Here is a 25,470-nt window from a genome sequence, read left to right on the forward strand (position 1 = left end):
CGCCGAAAAGTGTCCACCATGTCCCCGCACACCCGTCAACCATGTGTCCGGTCCGTACACGCTTTTTTCAAAAGTGACCCGCTGTAAGAGCGGAACCAATAGTGGCCGTTACCTAAATAACGGATATGTACTCGGTTTGATCCGGCATCCTGGTCGGCCCTAAGGCCGCCATCGGGAGCAAGTCGAATCGTCGCACCGCCCCTCCCACAGGGACAGCGCCATACCAGAAGTTGTGTAGATACCCATGCCCATCGCAGGCAAGCCAGCTCCCACATTCGACTGCATTCATTCAGACAAAATGCGGTCAACTGTGGGAGCTGGCTTGCCTGCGATAGCGGTCTAAAGGCTACACAGCTTCCCGATACGGATTACGCGGATCTTGCGTCCAATTCAAAAATGGCTTGCCGGTGTCCATCGGCACCATCTCGATGCAGTCCGCCACCGGGCAGGTGATCTGGCACAAGTTGCAGCCCACGCACTCATCATCAATCACTTCATACTTATGCGTGCCGTCCGCCTGTTTCAAACTGGCGATCGCCTGGTGTGAAGTGTCCTCACAGGCAATGTGACAACGCCCACAACCGATACACGCCGCCTGATCGATCTTGGCGATCACCTGGTAGTTGATATCCAGGTACTTCCAATCCGTGGTGTTACCCACGGCCCGCCCGGAAAAGTCCTGCAGGCTGGTGTAACCCTGGCTGTCCATCCATCGCGACAGCCCGTCCTTCATCTCGTCCACAATCCTGAAGCCATGCAGCATCGCCGCCGTGCACACCTGCACTGCGCCACAGCCCAGGGCGACGAATTCCGCTGCATCGCGCCAGTTGCCGATACCGCCGATGCCGCAGATCGGCAAGCCCTGGGTCTGCGGGTCACGAGCGATTTCGGCGACCATGTTCAGGGCGATCGGCTTGACCGCCGAACCGCAGTAACCGCCGTGGGTACTCTGGGTGCCGACCACCGGCAGGGCGACCATGCGCTCCAAATCCACGCTGGTGATGGAATTGATGGTGTTGATCAACGACACCGCGTCCGCGCCGCCGCGATACGCTGCCCGCGCCGCCACGCGGATGTCGGTGATGTTGGGCGTGAGCTTGACGATCACCGGCAGCGAGCAATATGTCTTGCACCAGCGTGTCACCTGTTCCACATACTCCGGCACCTGGCCGACCGCTGCGCCCATGCCACGTTCGGGCATCCCGTGGGGGCAGCCGAAATTCAACTCGATGCCGTCGCAGCCGGTCGCCTCCACCAGAGGCAGGATGTTTTTCCAGGACTCCTCAACACATGGCACCATCAGCGATACGATCAGTGCACGGTCAGGCCAGTCCTTTTTCACCTGGGTGATTTCCCGCAGGTTGATCTCCAGGGAGCGGTCGGTGATCAGTTCGATATTGTTGATGCCCAGCACTTCACGATTCGCCCCGAAATGCGCCGAGTAGCGTGACGACACGTTCACCGCCGCCGGGTCTTCGCCCAGGGTTTTCCACACCACGCCACCCCAGCCGGCTTCGAACGCACGGACCACGTTGTAGGCTTTGTCGGTGGGCGGTGCGGAGGCCAGCCAGAACGGATTGGGGGCTTTGATACCGGCGAATACAATCGAGAGATCGGCCATTACGCAGCCTCCACATTCAGCATGAGTTGGGCGTGCATGGCCTCGGCGGCCAGCTTGCCGTGTTGCACGGCCTGCACGGTGAGGTCCTGGCCAAGGCTGACGCAATCGCCGCCGGCATACACGCCGGGGATACTGGTACGCAGCTGTTCATCGACAAAGATGCGCTCGCCCACGCGGTGCAGTTGTTGGGCCAGCAGGTCGTGCAGTGCGTCGTTGTCAAAGCCTTGGCCGATGGCCTTGAAGATCGCATCGGCGGCCAGTTCGAAGGTTTCCCCCGTCGGTAGCAAGCGACCATTTTCCAGGTGGGTGCGGGCCAGGCGCATACCGCGTACGCGGCCCTGGTCGTCGAGCAACACTTCGTCGGGTTGGGCCCAGGTCAGCAGCCGCACTTGATTGGCCTTGGCAATGTCTTGTTCGTGTTGGGTCGCGCCCATGTCCGCCAGGCCACGGCGGTACACAAGGTTTACCTCGCGGGCACCGAGGCGGGCCATTTGCACGGCCATGTCGATGGCGGTATTGCCCGCGCCGAGCACGATGCAGCGGTCGGCCAGGGGCAGTTGGGTGAGGTCATCGGCCTGGCGCAGCTCGCGGATGTAGTCGGTGGCGGCGAGCAGGCCGGGGGCGTCTTCGTGGGCCAAGCCGAGCTGTTTGCTGGCCGCCAGGCCGAGGCCGAGGAACACCGAATCGAATTGCTGATGCAGTTCGCTCAAGGTCAGATTGTCGCCCAGGCGCTGGCCATGGCGGATTTCGATGCCGCCTACTTGCAGAAGGAAATCCAGTTCTTTCTGAGCAAAATCATCCACCAGCTTGTACTTGGCGATCCCGTATTCATTCAGGCCGCCGGCTTTCTCCTGCGCTTCGAAAACCACCACGTCATGGCCGTGCAACGCGGCGCGGTGGGCGCAGGCCAACCCCGCCGGCCCGGCGCCGACCACGGCGATGCGTTTACCGGTGGGCGTGGCGCGCTGGAACGGGTGTTCGCTGAAGTGCGCGTTGTCGATGGCGTAGCGTTGCAACAAACCGATCAGCACCGGCGCGCATTCTTCGGCGTTGTTACGCACGCAGGCTTGCTGGCACAGGATCTCCGTGGGGCAAACCCGAGCGCAACTGCCGCCGAGGATGTTGGCCGAGAGGATTTTCTGCGCAGCGCCTTGCACGTTCTCGGTGTGGATATTGCGGATGAACGACGGGATGTCGATCTCGCTGGGGCATGCGTTCACGCACGGTGCGTCGTAACAGTACAGGCAGCGCGAGGCTTCCAGATGCGCTTGCCGGGCGTTGAGCGGCGGTGCCAGGTCGCTGAACTGGCTGGCGAGGGTGGCCGCGTCATCGCGGGGGTGGGGAAGGTGGGTCAGGGTCTGGATCACGGTATTGGCCTCACGGTTATTGAGGTGCTGCCTCTGATGGGCATTGGTTTTTGTGTTGATTGTTCGTGCCTCATCGGGAGCAAGTCGAATCGTCGCACCGCCCCTCCCACATTGGAATGCGTTCCACTGTGGGAGGGGGCTTGCTCCCGATAGCGGGTTCAGCGGTTCACAGCCACTGGTTTGGAAAGCGCTGCCCGCTTGCTCAACTGCTCGAACACCGACGGATACGCCGGCCGCTCCACATAGCGCCCGGCACCCCGTTCTGCGCGCAGGTCGCCATCGGCCCAGACCAGCTTGCCCTGGCTGATGGTGTGGCTCGGCACGCCGCGCACGGTCTTGCCTTCGAAGATGTTGAAGTCGACCTGCTGGTGGTGGGTCTTGGCCGAAATGGTTCGCGTGCCTTCAGGGTCCCAGAGCACCAGGTCGGCATCCGCCCCGACGCGAATCGCGCCTTTACGGGGGTAGAGGTTGAAGATTTTCGCCGTGTTGGTGGAGGTCAGCGCAACGAACGCCTGCATCGACAGGCGCCCCGTGTTGACGCCTTCGTGCCACAGCAGCGCCATGCGGTCTTCGATACCGGCGGTGCCGTTGGGGATCTTGCTGAAGTCGTCACGCCCGGCGGCTTTTTGCTCGGCGCAGAAGCAGCAGTGGTCAGTCGCGGTGGTGTGCAGGTTGCCCGATTGCAGGCCGTGCCACAGGGCCTCCTGATGCCCGCGCGGACGGAACGGCGGGCTCATGACATAGCCGGCGGCGGTCTGCCAATCCGGGTGCTGGTAGACGCTGTCGTCCAGCAGCAAGTGGCCGGCGAGTACTTCACCGTACACCGCCTGGCCCTTGCCCCGAGCGTAGGTGATTTCATCCAGCGCCTCTTTGGTCGACACATGTACCAGGTACAGCGGCGTGCCGATGGTCTCGGCAATTCGTATTGCGCGGCTGGCCGCTTCGCCTTCCACCTGGGACGGGCGCGACAGCGGATGGGCTTCCGGTCCGGTGATGCCCTGGGCCATCAGCTTGCGTTGCAGGTGATACACCAGCTCGCCGTTTTCCGCATGAACGGTGGGCACCGCGCCCAGTTCCAGGCAGCGTTCGAAGCTGGCGACCAAGGTATCGTCAGCGGCCATGATTGCGTTCTTGTAAGCCATGAAATGCTTGAAGCTGTTGATGCCGTGATGGCTGACCAGTTCGGCCATTTCCTCGCGTACCTGCTCGCTCCACCAGGTGATCGCTACATGGAAGCCATAGTCGGATGCGGACTTTTCTGCCCAGCCGCGCCACTGGTGGAAGGCTTCCATCAACGATTGCTGCGGGTTGGGAATCACAAAGTCGATGATCGACGTGGTACCACCGGCCAAGCCTGCGGCCGTACCACTGAAAAAGTCTTCGCTGGCCACGGTGCCCATGAAGGGCAGTTGCATATGGGTGTGGGGATCGATGCCGCCCGGCATCAAGTATTGGCCGCTGCCATCGAGTATTTCAGTGCCGGCGGGAATATCCAGATCGGTGCCAATGGCCCGAATTAGACCGCCTGCGCATAACACATCGGCGCGGTAACTTTCATCATGGGTAATAACGGTTGCGCCACGGATCAACAGCGACATGTCGAGTTCCTCACAGGCTTGACCGGCTTATGCCAGTTCTAAGTGTTGTAATACTGCCGGTCGATGGAGGATTAATTCCTGTCATCGGTGACAGGAATAGAAACTAGCCCGAGTTTTTCGATTGGGCAAGAAGATTTTTCTTAAGCTTATAATTAAATTAAGTGGCTGAATTAAAAGAGAAAAATAACAAAATCACCAAAATGTAGCGAGCGCTCACCATTTTGACGCACTTGACAGCTTCTGTTTTTGAGCAACATTTCTTATTGCAAATCAGACGCTTGAGATATGCCTCTTGACGGCACTGAAAAATAAAAATAATTGTGTTGCACCAGATTGAGACCTGACGGTTCGAACAACTTGCGCAATGGCTGGCCCCAATAGCGCGACAAGTAACCCAGGCTCACTCGGAAAGCTGATAAACATCAGCACGTTATATAAGCGGTGCGGGTTCAGCAGCCGTTGTCGGCACGGTAATTGAGTGCAAAGGCAATTGGTCGGGGCCCGAGATGTCATGTTGTTTATGCGGTACTCCGGCCTCCTGTACACAGCGTGCAGGTGAGCAAAAATAACTTTAAAAAAAACCGTGGAGCGGCCATGCAACAGAACAGATCGCAAGTCATCGAGCGCAACGGCCTGTACGAACTCGACGCCGGCCCCGACGTCCTCGACAGCCCTCGCTACAACCATGACATGGCACCCACCAAGGTGCATGAGCGCACCTGGAACAAATGGCACATCACCGCATTGTGGGTCGGTATGTCGATTTGCGTGCCGACCTACACCCTGGGCGGGGTACTCACCGCGTATTTCGGCTTGTCGGTGGGCGAGGCGCTGATAGCGATCCTGCTGGCCAATATCGTGGTGTTGATCCCGCTGACGCTCAACGCATTTCCCGGCACCAAGTACGGCATCCCGTTTCCGGTGTTGTTGCGCTCGTCATTCGGCATTCTCGGTTCCAACGTGCCGTGCCTGATTCGCGCGTTGGTGGCCTGCGGCTGGTTCGGGATCCAGACGATGTTTGGCGGGTTGGCGATTCACCTGTTTCTCGGTTCGATTTTCGAGGGTTGGAAGTCGCTGGGTGGCACCGGTGAAGTGATTGGCTTCATGATTTTCTGGTGCCTGAACCTGTGGGTGGTGTTGCGCGGTGCCGAGTCGATCAAGCGCCTGGAAACCCTGTCGGCGCCGTTGCTGGTGGCGGTAGGTATCGGCCTGCTGGTGTGGGCGATGCCGAATGTGTCCCTCAGCGAGCTGATGGCGATCCCACCCAAGCGCCCTGAAGGCGCAAGCCTCACCGGCTATTTCATGGCGGGTCTGACCGCGATGGTAGGCTTCTGGGCCACCTTGTCGCTGAACATTCCCGACTTCAGCCGCTACGCCAAGAGCCAGAAAGACCAGATCCTCGGGCAGATCTTCGGCCTGCCGCTGACCATGTTCCTGTTCGCCGCCCTCGGCGTGATCATGACCGCCGCCTCGGTGAAACTGGTGGGCGTCAGCGTCTCCGACCCGGTGACCCTGATCGGCCATATCCAGAGCCCGGTGTGGGTGGCAGTGGCGATGGCGCTGATCATCGTCGCCACCTTGTCCACCAACACGGCGGCGAACATCGTTTCGCCCACCAACGACTTCCAGAACATCGCGCCCAAGCTGATCAACCGCACCACCGCGGTGATCCTGACCGGGCTGGTAGGGCTGGCGCTGATGGCCCATGAGCTGCTGAAAAAGCTTGGGTTGATCGTTTCCGATGTCAGCCTGGAGACCGTTTACTCCAATTGGTTGCTCGGCTATTCGAGCCTGCTGGGCCCGATTGCCGGGATCATGGTGGTGGACTACTTCATCACCCGCAAACAGCAACTGGACCTGGCAGGACTTTACCGTGATGACGTGTACCCGGCGTGGAACTGGAGTGGTTTCATCGCCTTTGGCGTGCCGGTGGTGCTGACCCTGTTGTCGCTGGGCAGCGATGCGTTCAGTTGGTTTTACAGCTATGGCTGGTTTACCGGTTCGGCGTTGGGCGGGGTGTTGTATTACGGGCTCAATGCCAAGCGCGGTATCAAACCGGCCGTAGCCAAATCATCCTTGTGAACGCGGTCAATGTGGGGGGCTTGCCCCCGATGGCGATGTATCAGTCATGCATATATCGACTCGGCCACTGCTATCGGGAGCAAGCCCCCTCCCACATTTGACCGCGTGCCACCTGTTCCAATCATAAGAAATACAGCCTGAGGAGATCCCCATGAACGCTGCCCTCGACGTTCTGCAATCGACCCATCAGCACATCAACCGCGACCGCCTGTGGCAGTCGCTGATGGACCTGGCCAGGCTCGGCGCTACCCCCAAGGGCGGGGTGTGTCGCCTGGCCCTTACCGACCTTGACCGCAAGGCCCGCGATCTCTTCGTGCAGTGGTGCGAAGAGGCCGGCTGTACCGTGAGCATCGACGGCATCGGCAATATCTTCGCCCGCCGTCCAGGGCGCAACGCGGACCTGCCGCCGGTGATGACCGGCAGCCATATCGATACCCAGCCTACCGGCGGCAAGTTCGACGGTTGCTTCGGTGTACTGGCGGGGGTGGAAGTGTTGCGCACCCTTAACGATCTCAAGATTGAAACCGAGGCGCCGTTGGAAGTGGTGGTGTGGACCAACGAGGAAGGCTCGCGGTTTCCACCGTGCATGATGGGCTCCGGCGTGTTCGCCGAAAAGTTCAGCCTGGCCGATACCCTGGCCAAGGTCGATGCGGACGGCGTCAGCGTCGGCGCTGCGTTGAATGCCATCGGCTATGCCGGGACGCGCCCCGAGAGCGGGCATAAGGTTGGCGCCTATTTCGAGGCGCACATCGAGCAAGGGCCGATTCTTGAGGATGAAAAGAAAACCATCGGCGTTGTACTCGGCGCCCTTGGGCAAAAATGGTTCGACCTCAAACTGCGCGGTGTCGAAGCCCACGCCGGCCCGACGCCGATGCACCTGCGCAAGGATGCCCTGGTGGGCGCGGCGGTGGTGGTGGCGGCGGTGAATGCGGCGGCGCTGGAGCATCAGCCGCACGCCTGTGGCACGGTGGGTTGCCTGCAAGCGTATCCAGGGTCGCGCAACGTGATTCCGGGGGAGGTACGCATGACCCTGGATTTTCGTCATTTAGAGCCAGTACGGCTGGACTCGATGATTGCCCAGGTGCGCCAGGTGATTGAGGACACTTGTGCCAAACATGGGCTGAGTTACGAGATGGAACCCACCGCCGACTTCCCGCCGCTGTACTTCGACAAAGGCTGCGTCGACGCCGTGCGCGATGCGGCCAATGGGTTGGGCCTGTCGAATATGGACATTGTCAGCGGGGCAGGGCACGACGCAATCTTCGTCGCCGAGCTTGGCCCGGCGGGGATGATCTTCGTGCCGTGTGAAGGTGGCATCAGCCATAACGAAATCGAAAATGCCGCGCCGGATGATCTGGCGGCGGGGTGTGCGGTGTTGTTGCGCGCCATGGTGGCAGCTTCAGCAGCTATCGCCAGCGGTTGAAAATGTGGGAGGGGGCTTGCTCCCGATGACGGTGTGTCAGTCAATTTGTCCGTCGCTGACCCGCCGCTATCGGGAGCAAGCCCCCTCCCACAGGGGGCCGCGGTGTTCATACATAGTGTGTCTGGCGCGGAACCAGTGTGGGAAGGTGGGCAGCTCCTCCCACAGAGGGGGCATGTTCATACAGGTTGTGTCTGGCGCAGGACCAGTGTGGGAGGGGGCTTGCTCCCGATTGCGGTATTGACGTCAGGCGCCAGGTTGCCAGCCACCGCCGAGTGCGGTCAAAAGCCCCACACTTGCCACCAGCTGCCGCGTCTGTACGGCCTGTAATGTGCGCTGCGCCTGTAGCGCCGCAGTTTGTGCGGTGACCACATCCAGATAACTCACCGCCCCCGCCTGATAGCTGTTCATCGCCAACGCCTGGGTATGTTGCGCCGCCCGCGCCGCCGCCTGTTCATCCTGGGCTTGCTGCTGCAAGTCCCTCAGTTGCCCCAGGTTGTCCTCTACCTCTCGTACGGCTTGCAACACATGGCTACGGTATTGCGCCGACGCCTCTTCAAACTCGGCCTTGGCCTGGCGCTCATTGGCACTCAACCGCCCGCCATCAAAGATCGGCAGGCTCACCAACGGCCCCAACGCCCAATAGCGATTGCCAGCTGACAGCAGATTCCCGACGCCTTGCGTCTGCCCGCCTATCAACCCGGTCAGGCTGAAATCCGGATACCACGCTGCCTTGGCTACGCCGATATTTGCGTTGGCCGCAAACACCCGGCGTTCAGCCGCGGCAATGTCCGGGCGACGTTGCAGCAAGTGGCTTGGCAACTGCGATGGAATCCTTGGCAAGGCCATCAACTGCGGGCTGTGCGGCAATGAAAAGTCACTGGCCGCCACGCCCACCAACTCGCCGATTGCATGCTCGGTCAGGTTGCGTTGGCCACGCACCTCATCCCGCTGCGCCTTGGCCTCGGCCAGTTGATTTTGCGCGCGGGTCAGGTCCAGTTCCGAGGCAATCTGGCCTTCGTAGCGACTGCGCGTCAGTTGCAGCGCCTGGCTGAAATCCTCCAGCGAGCTGTCGAGTATTCGGCTCTGTGCATCCAGGCCATTGAGCTGCACATACAACGTCGTCAACTGCCGTTGCAGGCTCAGGCGCGCCACCGCCAAGTCATCGCCTGACGCTTGCGCCTGAGCGTCGCCGGCCGCGACCTGATTGCGAATCTTGCCCCACAGGTCCAGGTCGTAGCTCAACGAAAACCCGGCGACGTTGCTGTTGTACACCGACGGCTGCGTTGTGCCGCGCAACGGTCTCGCGTCCGATTGCCGTTGGCGCTGCGGCTGTGCGCTGGCGCTGATTTGCGGGAACAGCCCGGCGTGCAACTGGCTGGCATACGCCTGGGAGGCATCGAAGTGCGCCAGTGCCGCGGCCAGGTCCGGGTTGCTGTTGAGCAATTGCTGCTGCAGCTTGTTCAACGTTGGATCGTTATAGAGTTGCCACCACTGGGTCACCAACTGATCGGACGGTTGCGCGCTGTGCCATGGGCCGTCGCTGGTCTGTTCGCGGTAGTGGGCGGGTAGGTCAATCGATGGCGCGGTATAGGTCGGTGCCATTGAGCAACCCTGCAACGCCAGCAGTATCAACGCCGCGAGCGGTTTAAGCCTTGGGCGCATGGGCACCTCCGGCGGCGTCGGCCAGTTGCACCGGGTCGCCTTCGCGCAGGGCATCGGGCGGGTTGTCGATGATGTGGTCGGTGGCGTTCAAACCCTGGTCGATCACCAGGCGCTCGCCCAGGTCCAGACCGATGTGGATGTCTTGCAGGTGCACATGATTCTGCCCATCCAACACCGCCACTTGCGTACCCTGGGCGCGGAAGATCAAGGCGCTGGCCGGGATGCTCACGCCGTGAGTATCGGCCGGAATCGGCAGGCTGGCTTCGGCGTAGTCGCCCGGTAGCAATTCACCGCTGGGGTTGTCGACGACGAACTGGGCGAGCAGGGTGCCGGAGCGGCGGTCGATGGCGGTGGAGTCACCGATCAGGCGCGCCTTGAAGTGTTCGCCTGGGTGCTCAGGCACCGTCAACTCGGCTTCCAGGCCCGGATGGATCACTGCCGCGTAGTTCTGCGGCACCGGCACATACAGGCGCAGTTGGTGGGTGTCGGCCAGGGTGAACAGCGCCAGATCGCTGTCGGTATCGGCTTTGATCAACTGACCGATATCGGTATGCCGCGCAGTGATGGTGCCAGCGAATGGCGCACGCAGGGTTTTGTAGCCCTCCAATGCTGACAAGCGAGCGTAGTCCGCTGCGCCAGCCTCGGCATTGGCTGTGGTCGCGGCGGCGTTCGAGGTTTTTTCATCGGCTTCCTGACGCGACACCGAATGGCTCGCCAACAGGTGTTGCCAGCGCGTGGCAGTGGTGGCTGCCAGACGTGCATTGGCCTGTTCCTGAATCAGCCGTGCGTGAGTCTGCGCCAGTTGCTGGTCGAGGTCAGGGCTGTCGATTTCGGCGAGGATTTGCCCGGCCTTGACCTGCGTGCCCATATCCACTTTCCAGTCTTTCAGATAGCCGCTGACCCGCGCATGGATCGGCGCTGTGCTCCAGGCTTCCAGGTGCGCCGGCAAGCGCAGCGTATCGCCGGCAGTGTTCTGTTGGGGTTGGAACACCATCACTTGGGGAATGGCCGCCGTTTCGGTCCAGGCAGCGACAGATCGCTCGTGCAGCGTGCGGGCGTGCAAGCCGCTGGCGACCAGCAGGGCAGCGAGGGTCAGGCCGCCGACACCCATCAGCATCAGACGCTTGCGCGAGGGTTTGTGATCAGACGACATGGGGCGTTTCTCCAGCAATTGCGCGAGTAGGGTGACGGCCGTGGACCAGGCTGAAGACCACGGGTACAAACAACAGAGTGGCGATGGTGGCGAAGATCAAACCGCCGATAACGGCGCGACCCAGCGGCGCGTTTTGCTCCTCGGACAGCGCCAGGGGCAACATGCCGATGATCATTGCCAGGGCGGTCATGCACACTGGGCGAAAGCGCGTGTAACCGGCTTCCATGGCGGCTTTCAACGCGTCGCCATGTTCGGCCAGGCGTTCACGGCAGAAGCTCACCACCAGGATCGAGTTGGCGGTGGCCACGCCCATGCACAGGATGGCGCCGGTGAGCGCCGGGACCGATAACGAGGTGCCGCTGAGGAACAGCATCCACACGATCCCCGCCAGTGCGGCCGGTAACGCCGTGATGATCACAAAGGGGTCGGCCCAGGACTGGAAGTTGACCACGATCAGCAAGTAGATCAGCACCACGGCGCCGAGCAGCCCCAAGCTCAAACCACTGAACGCCTCATGCAGCGCATCGATTTGCCCGTGCAGGCTGATGGTCGCGCCTTTGGGACGCATGGATGCAGTGTCGTCCAGCACTTTTTGCACATCACGGGCCACGCCGCCCAGGTCGCGACCTTGTACGTTGGCATACAGGTCCAGGGTCGGTTCGATGTTGTAGTGGGTGACCACCGCCGGGCTTTGTACGCGGGAGATGGTCGCCACGCCCCCGAGGATTTGCGATTGGCCATCGGCACCGGTCACCGGTAGGGCCTCCAGTGATGGCAGGCTGTCGAGACGGTACTGCGGGGTGGCGGCGACGATGGAATAGGACACGCCATTGGCCGGGTTGAGCCAGAAGGTCGGTGCCACCTGGGAGCTGCCGGCCAGGGAGGCGACCATGCTGTTGGTGACGTCTTTTTCGGTAATGCCCAAGCCGTTGGCGCGCAGGCGGTCGACATTGACCTGCAAGGAGGGGTAACCGGTGGACTGCTGGATATGCAGGTCTGCAATGCCTGGTACGTGTTGCAAGCGTCGTTCGAGTTCTACGGCGTAAGCGCGGTTTTCTGCATCGCTGCGCCCGGAGATTTTCACATCCAGCGGGGCCGGCGCGCCGAAGTTGAGAATCTGGCTGCTGATGTCTGCCGGCAGGAACGCAAAGTGGCTGCCGGGGAAACTTTGCGGCAGGGCTTCACGCAGTTTTTTCACGTAGTCGGCGGTGGGGGCGTGGTGCTTATTCAGGGTGACCTGGATATCGCCATCCTGAGGGCCGATGGTGCCGCTGCTGCTGTAGGCCATGTCGATACCGCTGAGCGGGATGCCGATATTGTCGACGATGGTGTCGAGTTCGTCGGCGGGGATGACCTCGCGAATGCGTGCTTCGATGCGATCGAACGCAGCGGCGCTTTCCTCGATTCGCGTGCCCAGCGGCAAGCGCACATGCAGCGCGAGGGCACCGGCATCGGTGGCCGGGAAAAAGTCCTGGCCCAGGCTCGGCAGCAACGCGAATGAGGCGATTACGCAGGCCAGGAAGCCGACAATGAAGCGCTTTCGCGCCCCCAGCGCCAACGTCAGCAAGCCATGGTAAGTGTCACGGATATTGGAGAAGTGACGCTCAAAGCCCTGTTGGAAATTCAGCACCGATTGCAGCAACGCATTGCGCGGTTTCGCGTGTTGCTCACCCTCATGATGGTTGATGAATTGATCTTCGGGATGATGCCCCACGCCTTGCTCCGGCGTATGCGGCTTGAGCAGGAACATCGCCAGCGTCGGCACCAGGGTGCGCGAGAGGATGAACGAACTGGCCATGGCAAAGATCACCGCCAGCGCCATTGGCCGGAACAGATAACCGGCGATGCCTTGCAGCAAAAACATCGGCACAAACACGATGCAGATGCACAGCAGCGAGACAAACGCCGGGCCGACGATTTGCGCGGCACCGTCGAGGATCGCAGTGTTCACCGCCTTGCCTTGTTCCAGGTGCCAGTTGATGTTTTCGATGGTCACTGTGGCGTCGTCCACCAGAATCCCCACCGCCAACGCCAGCCCGCCGAGAGTCATCACGTTGAGGGTTTGCCCGCTGACCGCCAGCAGCGCGATGGCCGAGAGCACCGCCAGCGGAATCGACGCGGCGATGATCAAGGTCGAGCGCCAACTGCCGAGAAACAACAGGATCATCGCACTGGTGAGCAGCGCGGCAATGATGCCTTCCTGGGCTACGCTGCCCACCGATTGCTTGACGAACACCGAGGCATCACCCAGCAGTGAGGTTTTCAGTGAAGGCGGCAGGGTTTCGTTGATGCGTGGCAGCATCTGGCGGATGCCGTCGATGATCGACAGGGTAGAGATGCTGCCGTTCTTCAACGCCGGCATCAGCACCGCGCGATGGCCGTCGACGCGCACGATGTTGGTTTGTGGCGGCGAACCGTCGCGCACATGGGCGACCTGGCCGATGGTGATGATTGCGCCGTCGACTGTCTTGATCGGCAGGTCATTGAGTTCATCGATGGCCTTGGGGCTGTTGTTGAGCAGGATCGTGTATTCGTTGGAACCCAGCTTGGCGGTGCCCACCGGGATGATCTGGTTCTGCAAGGCCAGGGCATTGCCGACGTCCTGGGCCGACAAGCCCTTGGCAGCCAGGGCCTGGGGGTCGAGGTCGAGGGTGATCTGACGCTGCTTGCCGCCCATCGGCGTGGGCATGGCCAGGCCGGGCAGCGCGCTCAGGGGCAGGCGGATGTTGTTCTGCACCAGGTCGCGGATCCTGGCTTCGGAAAGGCTCGGGCTGGAGAAGGCCATTTGCAGGATCGGCACCGTGGAGGCGCTGTAGTTGAGGATCAGCGGCGGCGTGATGCCCGGTGGCATCTGCTTGAGCACGGTTTGCGACACCGCTGTGACCTGGGCGTTGGCGGTGCGGATATCGACGCCGGGCTGGAAGAAGATCTTGACGATGCCCATGCCGGGCAGTGATTGCGATTCGATATGTTCGATGTCGTTGACGGTGGTGCTCAAGGAGCGTTCATAGGTGTAGATCACCCGGCCGGCCATGGCGTCCGGGGACAGGCCGTTGTACTGCCAGACCACCGCGACCACGGGTATGCCGATATCGGGAAACACATCAGTGGGCGTACGCAGGGCCGCCATGGGCCCGATGATGCAGATGAATATGGCCAACACGATAAACGTGTACGGCTTTTGCAGTGCGGTCTTTACCAGCCCGAGCATGCGTGAGTCTCCGAGAAGAGCAGGATTGCAAACCCCGGCAGTCTTGCCCGACCCACCTAACACGCACCTTTCAGCCAGGTGAAGGAAGATTTAGGTAATGGCTGAAGATCGTTTCATTGGTATTCATTTGTTCTGCAAACGCCGGCTCTTCAAGCTTGCCAGCCATCGGATACGTCTTTTTTTGATGTTCTTTGGAGCCCTGCCATGTCACTGAAAACCCTGTTGTTGATACCTATGCTGAGCGTTGTTGTGTTGCTCTCGGCCTGCGCCGGCCCGCTGCCCAAGGCCGACCCGAGCCAAGCCTGGATCGGCCTGAAAGAGGAAGCGCCAAATGACCTTATGGCCGAGCGGGTGGACGGTAAACGCGTCGATGACGGGCGCTACTTTGAAGTCAGCCCCGGTGATCATCGGCTGGACGTGACCTTGTTTGAAGACGAACCCGGCGACGACAACCAGCAAGACTGCCAGGGCCGGGTGGAATACAAACACTTCAAGGCGGGTGAGCATTACACACTGGAAGAGTCGAGCCTGGGCACCACCGTGCGTGCATCCCTCAAGGACGGGCACGGCAAGGAAATCGCCGCCACCCAAGACTTCAATTGCATGCCTGGCTAGGCGTGATGGGCCGTCGCCTTGGGAGGCTTGGCGGGCGCGGCAGGTTTGACGTGGGGGTGATGATGCCGGCGAGTCACGCGCATGACCCCCCACAACATGGCCGCGGCCACTGCCAACCAACCACAGATCAACAGAAAAATTGTCGTCGCAAGGCTCATTCGGGCCTCCTTTCGCCCACTTGGGGCACACACAGTCTTCTCAATGGACAGTCTAGCTACCTGGCGGTTGCCTGCTATTGACCAATGGTCGTGTCTGTCCAACTTGTTTGCTCTATCGCGGGTGCTTTACTGATGTGCCAGGCTATACCCGCGCTCAAGAGCATCCTATGATCAGGGCCCTCACCGCCCGTTGATCAAGAGAGTAAAACATTGCGCTTACGCTCGAACCTTAAAACATCCATCTTGCTGGCTTGTGCCCTGGGGTTAACGGCTTGTTCCAGCCAACCGTCGAAGCTGTCCGGCCTGCCGGAGCGCGTTGAACTCAACGGCGTGCCGACCTTTCGCAGCGAGGCTTATCAGAGCGGTCCTACGGCACTTGCCAGTATGCTGTCGCAACAAGGCATTGTCATGACACCGGGGTTGCTGGACAAGCCGCTGCGCCTGCCGGGTGCTGAGGCGAACCTCGAACGCAACATGCAGGTGCTGGCGCGCGAATACGGGCTGATGGTGTACCCACTGGACGCCAAGCTGACCGCGGTGCTGGCGCAGGTGGCGGCGGGTTACCCGGTGATGGCGCGAATCAATTCCAGCTTCTGGTCCGGAGCGCGTTATGTCGTGGTGGTGGGGTTCAACCAGCAGAAGAGCACGGTGTTGTTGCGCTCTGGAAACGAGCGCCGATTGATTATGGAATTCAGCGACTTCGAGTCGGCGTGGAAGAGCGCGGGGCACTGGGCTATCCTCACCCAGCGGCCGAGCCAATTACCGGCCAATGTGGATGCGCAGCGCTGGCGTGATGCGGCGAATGCAACAGGCCAGGCGGGGCAGGAAGGGGCAGCGGCCCAAGCGCTCAAAGTGTTGGCAGAACGCAAATAAAAATGTGGGAGGGGGCTTGCTCCCGATAGCGGTTGATCAGGATAAGTTTTATAGCCTGGCACACCGCCATCGGGAGCAAGCCCCCTCCCACATTGGGCCTGCTTATTTCAATAAGATGGTGGTTAGTTAGCGGCGAACTTCTACCGCATTCCCCCGGTTCTTCAGATTCTTGTCAGCCTTGTAGCGCAACGCAACGTCCGGCACCGCGCCGCCTTTGCCGGTCTCAACCCAGCTGCGAATCCGGCTGGCGTCGGCAAAATGGGTGAATTTGCCAAAGGCATCCAGGATCACCAGCGACACCGGGCGGTTGCCCATGCTGGTCACCAATACCAGGCAATGGCCGGCCTGGTTGGTAAAGCCGGTCTTGGTCAGCTTAATGTCCCAGTTGGCGCGGTTGATCAGGTGGTCGGTGTTGGAGAAACCCAAGGTGTAGTTGGGCTTGCGGAACGCCACGGTCTTTTCCTTGGTGGTGCTCAACTGGCTCAGCATCGGGAATTTACGCGCGTACGCCAGCAGCTTGCTCAGGTCGCGAGCGGTCGAGACGTTATGGATCGACAGGCCGGTAGGCTCCACATAGTGGGTGCTGGTCATCCCCAGGGACTTGGCCTTGGCGTTCATCGCCGCAATGAATGCCGCATAGCCACCCGGATAGTGGTGGGCCAGGCTCGCCGCGGCGCGGTTTTCCGAGGACATCAGCGCAATCAGCAGCATTTCCTTGCGCGGCATCTGGCTGCCGATTTTTACCCGGGAGAACACGCCTTTCATCTCTGGCGTGTCGGTGATGTTGATGTCGATGTACTCATCCATGTTCTGCTTGGCTTCCAGCACGATCAGGCCGGTCATCAGTTTGCTCACTGAAGCGATGGGGACCACCACGTCGGGATTGCTGGAATAAATGACTTTGTTGGTTTGCAAGTCCACCAGCATGGCGCTGCCGGAGGCGATTTGCAGTTTGGAGGCGTCACGCGGGGCCAGGGTGGATTCGGCGGCGTGGGCGAAGGTGCCTGTCAAAGCGAAAAACAGGCCGACAATAGAGAGACGAATTTTCACGCGGATGAACTCGCTAAAAAGTAAGGAAATACCGTTCGGGAACGGGCTTTATGAAAAATGACGTTACATTCTAGGAGTATGGATCAGAAACTGTCGAATGTTCTTCCAGAACCGGATGAAAGTGCTTAAAAACTAAGAAAAAACATTTTTTTCTCAGGCAATAAAAAGCCCCGCGCTAAGGCAGGGCTTTTTCATTACGCCTGGTTATTAACCGTGCAGGGTTTCTGCTGCGTACAAGGTATTTTCCAACAGGCAGGCGCGGGTCATCGGTCCGACACCACCTGGCACTGGCGTGATCCAGCCGGCGCGGGGCAGGGCAGTGTCGTAGACGACGTCGCCGACCAGCTTGCCGTCATCCTGGCGGTTGATGCCCACGTCGATGACGATGGCGCCTTCCTTGATCCATTCACCTTTGACCAACCCCGGCTTGCCAGCAGCGACCACCACCAGGTCGGCGCGGCCAACGTGGCCAGCCAGGTCCTTGGTGAAGCGGTGGGTGACGGTCACGGTGCAGCCGGCCAGCAGCAGCTCCATGGCCATCGGGCGACCGACGATATTGGATGCGCCTACCACGACTGCGTCCAGACCATAGAGATCGACCCCGGTGCTTTCCAGCAAGGTCATGATGCCTTTGGGGGTGCATGGGCGCAGCAGCGGGATACGTTGGGCCAGGCGGCCGACGTTATAAGGGTGGAAACCGTCGACGTCTTTGTCCGGGCGGATGCGTTCCAGCAACTTGGAGGCGTCCAGGTGCTCGGGCAGCGGCAGCTGCAGCAGGATGCCGTCCATTTCCGGATCATCGTTGAGGCGGTCAATCAGGTCGGTCAGGGCCTGTTGAGTGGTGTCAGAAGGCAAGTCGTAGGCTTTGGAAATAAAGCCGACCTCTTCACAGTCTTTACGCTTGTGCGAGACATAAACCTGAGAGGCAGGATCGCTGCCGACCAGGATCACCGCGAGGCCAGGCGTGCGCAGGCCTTGCTGGCGACGCTCGGTGACGCGTTTGGCGATCTGCTGGCGCAGGCTGGCGGCGATTGATTTGCCGTCGATAAGTTGTGCAGTCATTACGCGTGATTAACCATCGAGAGGGGGAAGAAAAGTGCGCGCATTCTCGCACGCCAGGGCGCGAGGGCAAAGGCGCTTGGTCTGCAAATTGCCCTAAGCCCTTAAATAAAATCAGTTTTTTTCAAAAAAGATTTGACGGGTATCAGGACGCTCTATACTATTCGTCGCACTTGTCGGGCACAGCCTAGCACTGGTTAGAAGGTCGAGCAGAATTGTTGTCCTGCAAGGCTGGAAACACTTAGTTTGTAATCCTCCAAGAGTACAGATTAATCAGGCGCCCGTAGCTCAGCTGGATAGAGCATCCGCCTTCTAAGCGGATGGTCGCAGGTTCGAGTCCTGCCGGGTGCGCCATTAGGCAGCTTTGGCACAAGTAGCGCTATATGGTGGGCGTAGCTCAGTTGGTAGAGCACGGGATTGTGACTCCCGTTGTCGAGGGTTCGATCCCCTTCGTCCACCCCATATTTTGAAAGGCGCCAGATTAATCGTCTGGCGCCTTTGCTTTAACAGCTTCAAGCGCGGATGTGGTGGAATTGGTAGACACACTGGATTTAGGTTCCAGCGCCGCGAGGCGTAAGAGTTCGAGTCTCTTCATCCGCACCAATTAAAGCTTTGCTGTGCCGTCAGGCGGGGCAGGGCTCAACAAAGAAGTAGTTTGGTTTCTTTGTTAACGCAATATGGTGGGCGTAGCTCAGTTGGTAGAGCACGGGATTGTGACTCCCGTTGTCGAGGGTTCGATCCCCTTCGTCCACCCCATATTCGAAAGGCGCCAGATTTAACAGTCTGGCGCCTTTTTTGGTTTTAGCGGTTCGTATATCCGGCAGCTGCAGGTGCAAGGTCGAAAGGGTGGGGTGTTTCATCGTATTTGTGTGTCTCGATGATGCCGCGCTGCCCGCAGGCCCTGTGCGCGGGGTCGGGCGTCAGGGAAATGACTGGTTTCTTCTATATAGAAGAGGCGGCGCAGAGCCCTGGCGCAGTTGGCTGTATTTGTCACCGGGGCGAGGTGCATCCGTGCCTTCGTACCGATAAATTGCCGGCTGTTTTCCGCTGTATTTTCAGTAGGGTGACTTCTTGAGTTTGACCCACTAGAATGCATGCCCTTGATTGGGGTCGGAAATGGCCGGCTAACGTCTGTGCAACGAGGAATATCCATGCAAGTTTCTGTTGAAAATACTACTGCTCTCGAGCGCCGCCTGAGCATCACCGTGCCGGCAGAGCGTATCGAGACTGCGGTCAACAAGCGTCTGCAGCAGACTGCCCAGAAGGCCAAGATCGCTGGTTTCCGTCCAGGCAAAGTGCCGATGAGCGAAATCAAGCGTCGTTTTGGTGCCGATGCGCGCCAGGAAGCTGTAGGTGACGTGATCCAGGCTTCCTTCTACGAAGCCGTTGTCGAGCAAAAGCTGAACCCGGCTGGCTCGCCTTCGATCGAACCCAAGTCCCTGGAAGCTGGCAAGGACCTGGAATACGTTGCCGTATTCGAAGTGTTCCCGGAATTCGAAGTGGCTGGTTTCGAAGGTATCGAAATCGAGCGTCTGAGCGCCGAAGTGGCTGATTCGGACCTGGACAACATGCTGGAAATCCTGCGCAAGCAGAACACCCGTTTTGAAGTGGCCGAGCGTGCTGCCCAGAACGAAGACCAGTTGAACATCGATTTCGTTGGCAAGGTTGACGGCGAAGTGTTCGCTGGCGGCTCCGCCAAGGGCACTCAGCTGGTGCTGGGTTCCAACCGCATGATCCCTGGCTTCGAAGACGGTCTGGTTGGCGCCAAAGCCGGCGAAGAGCGCGTTCTGAACCTGGAATTTCCAGCGGACTACCAGAACCTGGACCTGGCCGGCAAAGCTGCCGAGTTCACCGTTACCGTCAACAGCGTTTCCGAGCCTAAGCTGCCAGAGCTGAACGAAGAGTTCTTCGCTCAATTCGGTATCAAGGAAACCGGCATCGAAGGTTTCCGCACCGAAGTTCGCAAGAACATGGAGCGTGAACTGCGCCAGGCCATCAAGTCCAAGGTCAAGAACCAGGTCATGGACGGTCTGCTGGCCGCTAACCCGATCGAAGTGCCAAAGGCCCTGCTGTCCAACGAAGTGGATCGCCTGCGCGTACAAGCTGTTCAGCAGTTTGGTGGCAACATCAAGCCTGACCAGCTGCCAGCCGAGCTGTTCGAAGAGCAAGCCAAGCGCCGCGTTGTGCTGGGCCTGATCGTGGCTGAAGTGGTCAAGCAGTTCGACCTCAAGCCTGACGAAGACCGCGTTCGCGAAATGATCCAGGAAATGGCTTCGGCCTACCAGGAGCCTGAGCAGGTCGTGGCTTGGTACTACAAGAATGACCAACAGCTGAACGAAGTACGTTCGGTTGTGCTTGAAGAACAAGTTGTGGATACTGTTCTGCAGAAGGCTAAGGTGACCGATAAAGCGGTCTCTTACGAAGAAGCAGTCAAACCGGCGGAAGCAGCACAAGCCGACTGATTGTCCAACTCGTTGGAAATTCAACCATAAGCCAGCCTCGCGCTGGCTTATGCGTTTTCAAGACATGACTATTTGGGAGTAACTGCAGAGCATGTTCCGTAATTCCTATATTCAGCAGAACTCTGATATCCAGGCCGCCGGCGGCCTGGTCCCGATGGTTGTCGAGCAGTCCGCTCGTGGCGAACGCGCCTACGACATCTACTCGCGCCTGCTCAAGGAGCGAGTGATCTTTCTGGTTGGCCCGGTAGAGGACTACATGGCTAACCTGATCTGTGCGCAATTGCTGTTCCTTGAAGCGGAAAACCCGGACAAGGACATCCATCTCTACATCAACTCGCCAGGTGGTTCGGTGACCGCAGGGATGTCGATCTACGACACCATGCAATTCATCAAGCCAAACGTGTCGACTACCTGCATCGGCCAGGCTTGCAGCATGGGCGCGTTCCTGCTGACGGCGGGTGCCGAAGGCAAGCGTTTCTGCCTGCCGAACTCACGTGTGATGATTCACCAGCCACTGGGCGGTTTCCAGGGCCAGGCATCGGACATTGAAATCCATGCCAAGGAAATCCTTTTCATTCGTGAGCGTCTGAACACGCTGATGGCCAAGCACAGCGGGCACACACTGGAAGAAATCGAGCGCGATACCAACCGTGACAATTTCATGAGCGCAGAAGCCGCCCGTGAATACGGGTTGATCGACGCAGTGATCGAAAAGCGCCCCGCTTAATATAAGCCGCTCAAAATAGGGCTGGTCGGCATGTCCGACCACTGGCGGGCTTGAAAAAGCCCGCATAAGCCTTCATCTTGTGTTGCAAGCCTATCGGATTTGGATCGAACGAATGACTGACACCCGCAACGGCGAGGACAACGGCAAGCTGCTCTATTGCTCCTTCTGTGGCAAAAGCCAGCATGAAGTACGCAAATTGATTGCCGGCCCCTCGGTGTTTATCTGCGACGAATGCGTCGACCTGTGCAATGACATCATCCGCGAGGAGGTGCAGGAAGCCCAGGCCGAGAGCAGTGCGCACAAACTCCCATCGCCTAAAGAAATCAGCGGCATCCTGGACCAATACGTTATTGGCCAGGAGCGTGCAAAGAAGGTTCTGGCCGTAGCGGTGTACAACCACTACAAGCGCCTGAACCAGCGTGACAAGAAAGGCGACGAGGTCGAACTCGGCAAGAGCAACATCCTGCTGATCGGTCCTACAGGCTCGGGTAAAACCTTGCTTGCGGAAACCCTCGCTCGCCTGCTGAACGTTCCGTTCACCATTGCCGACGCCACCACCCTCACCGAGGCTGGCTATGTGGGCGAAGATGTCGAGAACATCATTCAGAAACTGCTGCAGAAGTGCGACTACGACGTAGAGAAGGCCCAGATGGGTATTGTCTACATCGATGAAATCGACAAGATTTCGCGCAAGTCCGACAACCCGTCGATCACTCGGGACGTTTCCGGTGAAGGCGTGCAGCAGGCACTGTTGAAACTGATCGAAGGCACGGTTGCTTCCGTACCGCCACAAGGCGGCCGCAAGCACCCGCAGCAGGAATTCCTTCAGGTTGATACGCGCAACATTCTGTTCATTTGTGGTGGCGCATTCTCCGGCCTGGAGAAGGTTATCCAGCAGCGCTCCACCCGTGGCGGCATTGGTTTCAGTGCGGAAGTGCGCAGCAAGGAAGAAGGCAAGAAGGTGGGCGAGTCCCTGCGTGAAGTCGAGCCTGACGATCTGGTCAAGTTTGGTCTGATCCCGGAATTCGTTGGTCGCTTGCCGGTCCTGGCGACATTGGACGAATTGGATGAGGCGGCTTTGATTCAGATCCTCACCGAGCCCAAGAACGCCCTGACCAAGCAATACGCCAAGTTGTTCGAGATGGAAGGCGTGGACCTCGAGTTCCGTACCGACGCGCTCAAATCGGTGGCCAAGCGGGCACTGGAGCGCAAGACCGGTGCACGTGGCCTGCGTTCGATCCTCGAAGGCGTGTTGCTCGACACCATGTACGAAATCCCCTCGCAGTCTGAGGTGAGCAAAGTGGTGATCGACGAAAGCGTTATCGAAGGCAAGTCCAAGCCACTGTATATCTACGAAAACAGTGAGCCGACGGCCAAGGCTGCGCCAGACGCGTAAGCGTTCAGCAGTTGCGGTACAAGCAAGGGGCCTCTAGGGGCCCCTTGTTTTTTGGGGCGTTTTCTTGGTGCGGTGGTTAAATTCGCGTGTATTCATGCGTTTAACTACTGGCATTGAGCTTGTTTTTTTTGCATGTAACCCCCATCTTGGTTTCATGCTTACTTATCAACTGTCATAGAGGCGAAATCATGAAGACAACCATCGAATTGCCTCTCCTGCCGTTGCGTGATGTCGTCGTCTATCCGCACATGGTTATCCCGCTGTTCGTGGGGCGCGAGAAGTCTATCGAAGCCCTCGAGGCTGCGATGACGGGCGACAAGCAGATCCTGCTGTTGGCCCAGAAGAATCCTGCTGATGATGATCCGGGTGAAGATGCCCTGTATCGCGTCGGCACCATTGCCACTGTGCTGCAATTGCTCAAGCTGCCTGATGGCACCGTCAAGGTGCTGGTGGAAGGCGAGCAGCGCGGTGCCGTAGAGCGTTTCATGGAAGTGGACGGGCACCTGCGCGCCGAAGTGGCACTGATCGAAGAAGTCGAAGCTGCAGAGCGCGAATCCGAAGTGTTTGTGCGCAGCCTGCTCTCGCAGTTCGAGCAGTATGTGCAGTTGGGCAAGAAAGTCCCCGCTGAAGTGCTGTCTTCCCTCAGCAGCATTGATGAACCAAGCCGCCTGGTTGATACCATGGCCGCGCACATGGCGCTGAAAATCGAGCAGAAGCAGGACATCCTCGAAATCATCGACCTGTCGGCCCGTGTCGAGCACGTGTTGGCGCTGCTGGACGGCGAAATCGACCTGTTGCAGGTAGAAAAACGCATCCGCGGTCGGGTGAAGAAGCAAATGGAGCGCAGCCAGCGCGAGTACTACCTGAATGAGCAGATGAAGGCCATTCAGAAGGAACTCGGCGACGGCGAGGAAGGCCACAACGAAATCGAAGAGCTGAAAAAGCGCATTGATGCCGCTGGCCTGCCCAAAGATGCCTTGACCAAGGCTACCGCAGAGCTGAACAAGCTCAAGCAGATGTCGCCAATGTCGGCCGAAGCCACCGTGGTGCGTTCCTACATCGATTGGCTGGTGCAGGTGCCGTGGAAGGCCCAGACCAAGGTGCGCCTGGATCTGGCTCGCGCCGAAGAAATCCTCGATGCCGACCACTATGGTCTTGAGGAAGTCAAAGAGCGCATCCTCGAATACCTTGCCGTGCAAAAGCGCGTGAAAAAGATTCGTGGTCCGGTGTTGTGCCTGGTCGGCCCTCCGGGTGTGGGTAAAACCTCCCTGGCCGAGTCGATTGCCAGTGCCACCAACCGCAAGTTTGTGCGCATGGCCCTGGGCGGTGTGCGTGACGAGGCGGAAATCCGTGGTCATCGCCGTACCTACATCGGTTCGATGCCAGGAAGATTGATTCAAAAGATGACAAAAGTGGGCGTGCGCAACCCGCTGTTCCTGCTCGATGAAATCGACAAAATGGGCAGCGATATGCGTGGCGATCCTGCCTCCGCGCTGCTTGAGGTGCTCGATCCGGAGCAGAATCACAACTTCAACGACCATTACCTGGAAGTCGACTACGACTTGTCTGACGTAATGTTCCTGTGCACCTCCAACTCCATGAACATTCCGCCAGCCTTGCTGGACCGGATGGAGGTGATTCGTCTGCCGGGTTACACCGAAGACGAGAAGATCAATATCGCCGTCAAATACCTCGCACCCAAGCAGATTTCGGCCAACGGCCTGAAGAAGGGCGAGATCGAGTTTGAAGTCGAGGCGATCCGCGACATCGTGCGTTACTACACCCGCGAGGCCGGTGTACGGGGCCTTGAGCGCCAGATCGCGAAGATCTGCCGCAAGGCGGTGAAAGAACACGCACTGGAAAAACGTTTCTCTGTGAAGGTAGTTGCCGACTCCCTGGAACACTTCCTGGGCGTGAAGAAATTCCGCTACGGCCTGGCCGAGCAGCAGGACCAGGTCGGGCAGGTGACTGGCCTGGCGTGGACTCAGGTGGGTGGCGAATTGCTCACCATTGAAGCTGCGGTGATTCCCGGCAAAGGCCAGTTGATCAAGACCGGCTCCCTGGGTGACGTGATGGTCGAATCCATCACGGCCGCGCAGACCGTGGTGCGCAGTCGCGCCCGCAGCCTGGGCATCCCGCTGGACTTCCATGAGAAGCACGACACCCATATCCATATGCCGGAAGGGGCGACTCCGAAAGACGGCCCTAGCGCGGGCGTAGGCATGTGCACGGCCCTGGTGTCGGCATTGACTGGCATCCCTGTGCGAGCTGACGTCGCAATGACCGGGGAAATTACCCTGCGTGGTCAGGTATTGGCCATCGGTGGTCTGAAAGAGAAATTGCTGGCGGCTCACCGGGGCGGAATCAAGACGGTGATCATTCCGGAAGAGAATGTTCGCGACTTGAAGGAAATTCCTGACAACATCAAGCAGGATCTTCAGATTAAACCGGTTAAATGGATTGACGAGGTCCTGCAAATTGCGCTGCAATACGCGCCGGAACCCTTGCCGGATGTAGCTCCGGAGATAGTCGCGAAGGACGAAAAACGCGAGTCAGATTCCAAGGAAAGAATTAGCACGCATTAATGTGTTAAAGCCTGGGGGCTTCCTTGACAGCTTTTTAGAGCCCTTGTTATAAAGCGGCTCTTAAGTGTCTGTAGGCCACCCAGCACTGGTTTTTGCTTTTACCAAAAAACTTAGAATCATACTCAATAGATATATAAGGGGACTTAGAGTGAACAAGTCGGAACTGATTGATGCTATCGCCGCATCCGCTGATATCCCGAAAGCTGCTGCTGGCCGTGCGCTGGACGCAGTAATCGAATCCGTCACTGGCGCTCTGAAGGCCGGCGACTCCGTGGTACTGGTAGGCTTCGGTACTTTCTCTGTGACTGACCGCCCAGCTCGCACTGGCCGTAACCCACAGACTGGCAAAGCACTGCAAATCGCTGCTGCCAAGAAACCAGGTTTCAAAGCCGGTAAAGCCCTGAAAGAAGCCGTTAACTAAGCTTCGA

The 25,470-nt window shown here is 59.2% G+C and carries 18 protein-coding genes and 4 tRNA genes; 13 read left to right on the plus strand and 9 right to left on the minus strand.

The genetic code is table 11. The features are described from left to right. Positions 1-346: 346 nt before the first annotated feature. The 3 genes from preA to hydA all read right to left on the minus strand — a co-directional run bounded on the left by preA (position 347) and on the right by hydA (position 4,586). A complete protein-coding gene (preA, locus tag TK42_RS13610) occupies positions 347-1,621 on the minus strand; it encodes an NAD-dependent dihydropyrimidine dehydrogenase subunit PreA (RefSeq protein ID WP_103734440.1) in 1,275 nt (424 codons plus the stop codon). Beyond that, a complete protein-coding gene (locus TK42_RS13615; protein WP_103734441.1) occupies positions 1,621-2,988 on the minus strand; it encodes an NAD(P)-dependent oxidoreductase in 1,368 nt (455 codons plus the stop codon). Before TK42_RS13615 ends, preA begins: the two co-directional genes overlap by 1 nt. A gap of 158 nt (positions 2,989-3,146) precedes the next feature. Further along, positions 3,147-4,586 (minus strand): dihydropyrimidinase, encoded by a 1,440-nt coding sequence (gene hydA / locus TK42_RS13620; protein ID WP_005789316.1) that lies wholly within the window; start codon positions 4,584-4,586, stop codon positions 3,147-3,149. A gap of 594 nt (positions 4,587-5,180) precedes the next feature. Between hydA and TK42_RS13625 the strand changes: the two genes are divergently transcribed. Continuing rightward, a complete protein-coding gene (locus TK42_RS13625) occupies positions 5,181-6,668 on the plus strand; it encodes an NCS1 family nucleobase:cation symporter-1 (RefSeq protein WP_103734442.1) in 1,488 nt (495 codons plus the stop codon). Positions 6,669-6,819: 151 nt separating this feature from the next. Continuing rightward, the gene (locus TK42_RS13630; RefSeq protein ID WP_078821737.1) at positions 6,820-8,091 is read left to right on the plus strand and encodes a Zn-dependent hydrolase; all 1,272 of its coding nucleotides are present in this window, start codon (positions 6,820-6,822) and stop codon (positions 8,089-8,091) included. A gap of 243 nt (positions 8,092-8,334) precedes the next feature. Here TK42_RS13630 and TK42_RS13635 read toward each other — a convergent pair whose 3' ends face one another. The 3 genes from TK42_RS13635 to TK42_RS13645 are packed head-to-tail and all read right to left on the minus strand — an operon-like array spanning position 8,335 to position 14,117. Then, on the minus strand, positions 8,335-9,753 hold the full coding sequence (locus TK42_RS13635; protein WP_103734443.1) for an efflux transporter outer membrane subunit: 1,419 nt from the start codon (positions 9,751-9,753) through the stop codon (positions 8,335-8,337). After that, positions 9,737-10,906, minus strand: a complete 1,170-nt coding sequence (locus TK42_RS13640; protein WP_103734444.1) for an efflux RND transporter periplasmic adaptor subunit — start codon at positions 10,904-10,906, stop codon at positions 9,737-9,739. Before TK42_RS13640 ends, TK42_RS13635 begins: the two co-directional genes overlap by 17 nt. Then, positions 10,896-14,117 (minus strand): efflux RND transporter permease subunit, encoded by a 3,222-nt coding sequence (locus tag TK42_RS13645; RefSeq protein WP_103734445.1) that lies wholly within the window; start codon positions 14,115-14,117, stop codon positions 10,896-10,898. Before TK42_RS13645 ends, TK42_RS13640 begins: the two co-directional genes overlap by 11 nt. Before the next feature lie 204 nt (positions 14,118-14,321). Here TK42_RS13645 and TK42_RS13650 point away from each other — a divergent pair, with 204 nt between their 5' ends. Continuing rightward, positions 14,322-14,732, plus strand: a complete 411-nt coding sequence (locus tag TK42_RS13650; protein WP_005789306.1) for a hypothetical protein — start codon at positions 14,322-14,324, stop codon at positions 14,730-14,732. Here TK42_RS13650 and TK42_RS26985 read toward each other — a convergent pair. Next, positions 14,729-14,890, minus strand: a complete 162-nt coding sequence (locus TK42_RS26985) for a hypothetical protein (RefSeq protein ID WP_005789305.1) — start codon at positions 14,888-14,890, stop codon at positions 14,729-14,731. The two genes, TK42_RS13650 and TK42_RS26985, sit on opposite strands and share 4 nt — an antisense overlap. A 210-nt stretch (positions 14,891-15,100) precedes the next feature. Between TK42_RS26985 and TK42_RS13655 the strand changes: the two genes are divergently transcribed. Beyond that, positions 15,101-15,763, plus strand: coding sequence for a peptidase C39 family protein (locus TK42_RS13655; protein ID WP_032880515.1), 663 nt, complete (start codon positions 15,101-15,103; stop codon positions 15,761-15,763). 126 nt (positions 15,764-15,889) lie between these two features. Here the strand turns inward: TK42_RS13655 and pbpG are convergent, their stop codons facing one another. Both pbpG and folD read right to left on the minus strand, forming a co-directional pair. Continuing rightward, the gene (gene pbpG / locus TK42_RS13660) at positions 15,890-16,813 is read right to left on the minus strand and encodes a D-alanyl-D-alanine endopeptidase (protein WP_078821725.1); all 924 of its coding nucleotides are present in this window, start codon (positions 16,811-16,813) and stop codon (positions 15,890-15,892) included. Positions 16,814-17,020: 207 nt separating this feature from the next. After that, a complete protein-coding gene (gene folD / locus TK42_RS13665) occupies positions 17,021-17,875 on the minus strand; it encodes a bifunctional methylenetetrahydrofolate dehydrogenase/methenyltetrahydrofolate cyclohydrolase FolD (RefSeq protein ID WP_005789300.1) in 855 nt (284 codons plus the stop codon). Between the two features lie 274 nt (positions 17,876-18,149). Between folD and TK42_RS13670 the strand changes: the two genes are divergently transcribed. The 9 genes from TK42_RS13670 to TK42_RS13710 all read left to right on the plus strand — a co-directional run bounded on the left by TK42_RS13670 (position 18,150) and on the right by TK42_RS13710 (position 25,463). Further along, a tRNA-Arg gene (locus tag TK42_RS13670) sits at positions 18,150-18,226 on the plus strand. 32 nt (positions 18,227-18,258) lie between these two features. Beyond that, a tRNA-His gene (locus TK42_RS13675) sits at positions 18,259-18,334 on the plus strand. A gap of 56 nt (positions 18,335-18,390) precedes the next feature. Continuing rightward, positions 18,391-18,475: transfer RNA gene (locus tag TK42_RS13680), tRNA-Leu, on the plus strand. Positions 18,476-18,552: 77 nt separating this feature from the next. After that, positions 18,553-18,628 (plus strand) — tRNA-His (locus TK42_RS13685). 395 nt (positions 18,629-19,023) lie between these two features. Next, positions 19,024-20,334 (plus strand): trigger factor, encoded by a 1,311-nt coding sequence (tig, locus tag TK42_RS13690; protein ID WP_032880518.1) that lies wholly within the window; start codon positions 19,024-19,026, stop codon positions 20,332-20,334. A 91-nt stretch (positions 20,335-20,425) separates the two neighbouring features. Beyond that, on the plus strand, positions 20,426-21,061 hold the full coding sequence (clpP, locus tag TK42_RS13695) for an ATP-dependent Clp endopeptidase proteolytic subunit ClpP (protein WP_005789297.1): 636 nt from the start codon (positions 20,426-20,428) through the stop codon (positions 21,059-21,061). 112 nt (positions 21,062-21,173) lie between these two features. Further along, entirely contained in the window at positions 21,174-22,457 is a 1,284-nt protein-coding gene (gene clpX, locus TK42_RS13700) for an ATP-dependent Clp protease ATP-binding subunit ClpX (RefSeq protein WP_003238279.1), read from the plus strand. 188 nt (positions 22,458-22,645) lie between these two features. Then, entirely contained in the window at positions 22,646-25,042 is a 2,397-nt protein-coding gene (gene lon, locus TK42_RS13705) for an endopeptidase La (RefSeq protein ID WP_032880520.1), read from the plus strand. Between the two features lie 148 nt (positions 25,043-25,190). Beyond that, entirely contained in the window at positions 25,191-25,463 is a 273-nt protein-coding gene (locus TK42_RS13710; protein WP_003174819.1) for an HU family DNA-binding protein, read from the plus strand. The last annotated feature ends 7 nt before the right edge of the window (positions 25,464-25,470 follow it).

The organism is Pseudomonas sp. GZJR-8 (assembly GCF_002916705.1).
Classification (GTDB): Bacteria; Pseudomonadota; Gammaproteobacteria; order Pseudomonadales; family Pseudomonadaceae; genus Aquipseudomonas; species Aquipseudomonas synxantha_A.

Bases quoted from the DNA above. Each gene is read 5' to 3' on its own strand.
- preA (WP_103734440.1), bottom strand. From the start codon at position 1,621: ATGGCCGATCTCTCGATTGTATTCGCCGGTATCAAAGCCCCCAATCCG.
- hydA (WP_005789316.1), bottom strand. From the start codon at position 4,586: ATGTCGCTGTTGATCCGTGGCGCAACCGTTATTACCCATGATGAAAGT.
- TK42_RS13625 (WP_103734442.1), top strand. From the start codon at position 5,181: ATGCAACAGAACAGATCGCAAGTCATCGAGCGCAACGGCCTGTACGAA.
- TK42_RS13630 (WP_078821737.1), top strand. From the start codon at position 6,820: ATGAACGCTGCCCTCGACGTTCTGCAATCGACCCATCAGCACATCAAC.
- TK42_RS13635 (WP_103734443.1), bottom strand. From the start codon at position 9,753: ATGCGCCCAAGGCTTAAACCGCTCGCGGCGTTGATACTGCTGGCGTTG.
- TK42_RS13640 (WP_103734444.1), bottom strand. From the start codon at position 10,906: ATGTCGTCTGATCACAAACCCTCGCGCAAGCGTCTGATGCTGATGGGT.
- TK42_RS13645 (WP_103734445.1), bottom strand. From the start codon at position 14,117: ATGCTCGGGCTGGTAAAGACCGCACTGCAAAAGCCGTACACGTTTATC.
- TK42_RS13650 (WP_005789306.1), top strand. From the start codon at position 14,322: ATGTCACTGAAAACCCTGTTGTTGATACCTATGCTGAGCGTTGTTGTG.
- TK42_RS26985 (WP_005789305.1), bottom strand. From the start codon at position 14,890: ATGAGCCTTGCGACGACAATTTTTCTGTTGATCTGTGGTTGGTTGGCA.
- folD (WP_005789300.1), bottom strand. From the start codon at position 17,875: ATGACTGCACAACTTATCGACGGCAAATCAATCGCCGCCAGCCTGCGC.
- tig (WP_032880518.1), top strand. From the start codon at position 19,024: ATGCAAGTTTCTGTTGAAAATACTACTGCTCTCGAGCGCCGCCTGAGC.
- clpP (WP_005789297.1), top strand. From the start codon at position 20,426: ATGTTCCGTAATTCCTATATTCAGCAGAACTCTGATATCCAGGCCGCC.
- clpX (WP_003238279.1), top strand. From the start codon at position 21,174: ATGACTGACACCCGCAACGGCGAGGACAACGGCAAGCTGCTCTATTGC.
- lon (WP_032880520.1), top strand. From the start codon at position 22,646: ATGAAGACAACCATCGAATTGCCTCTCCTGCCGTTGCGTGATGTCGTC.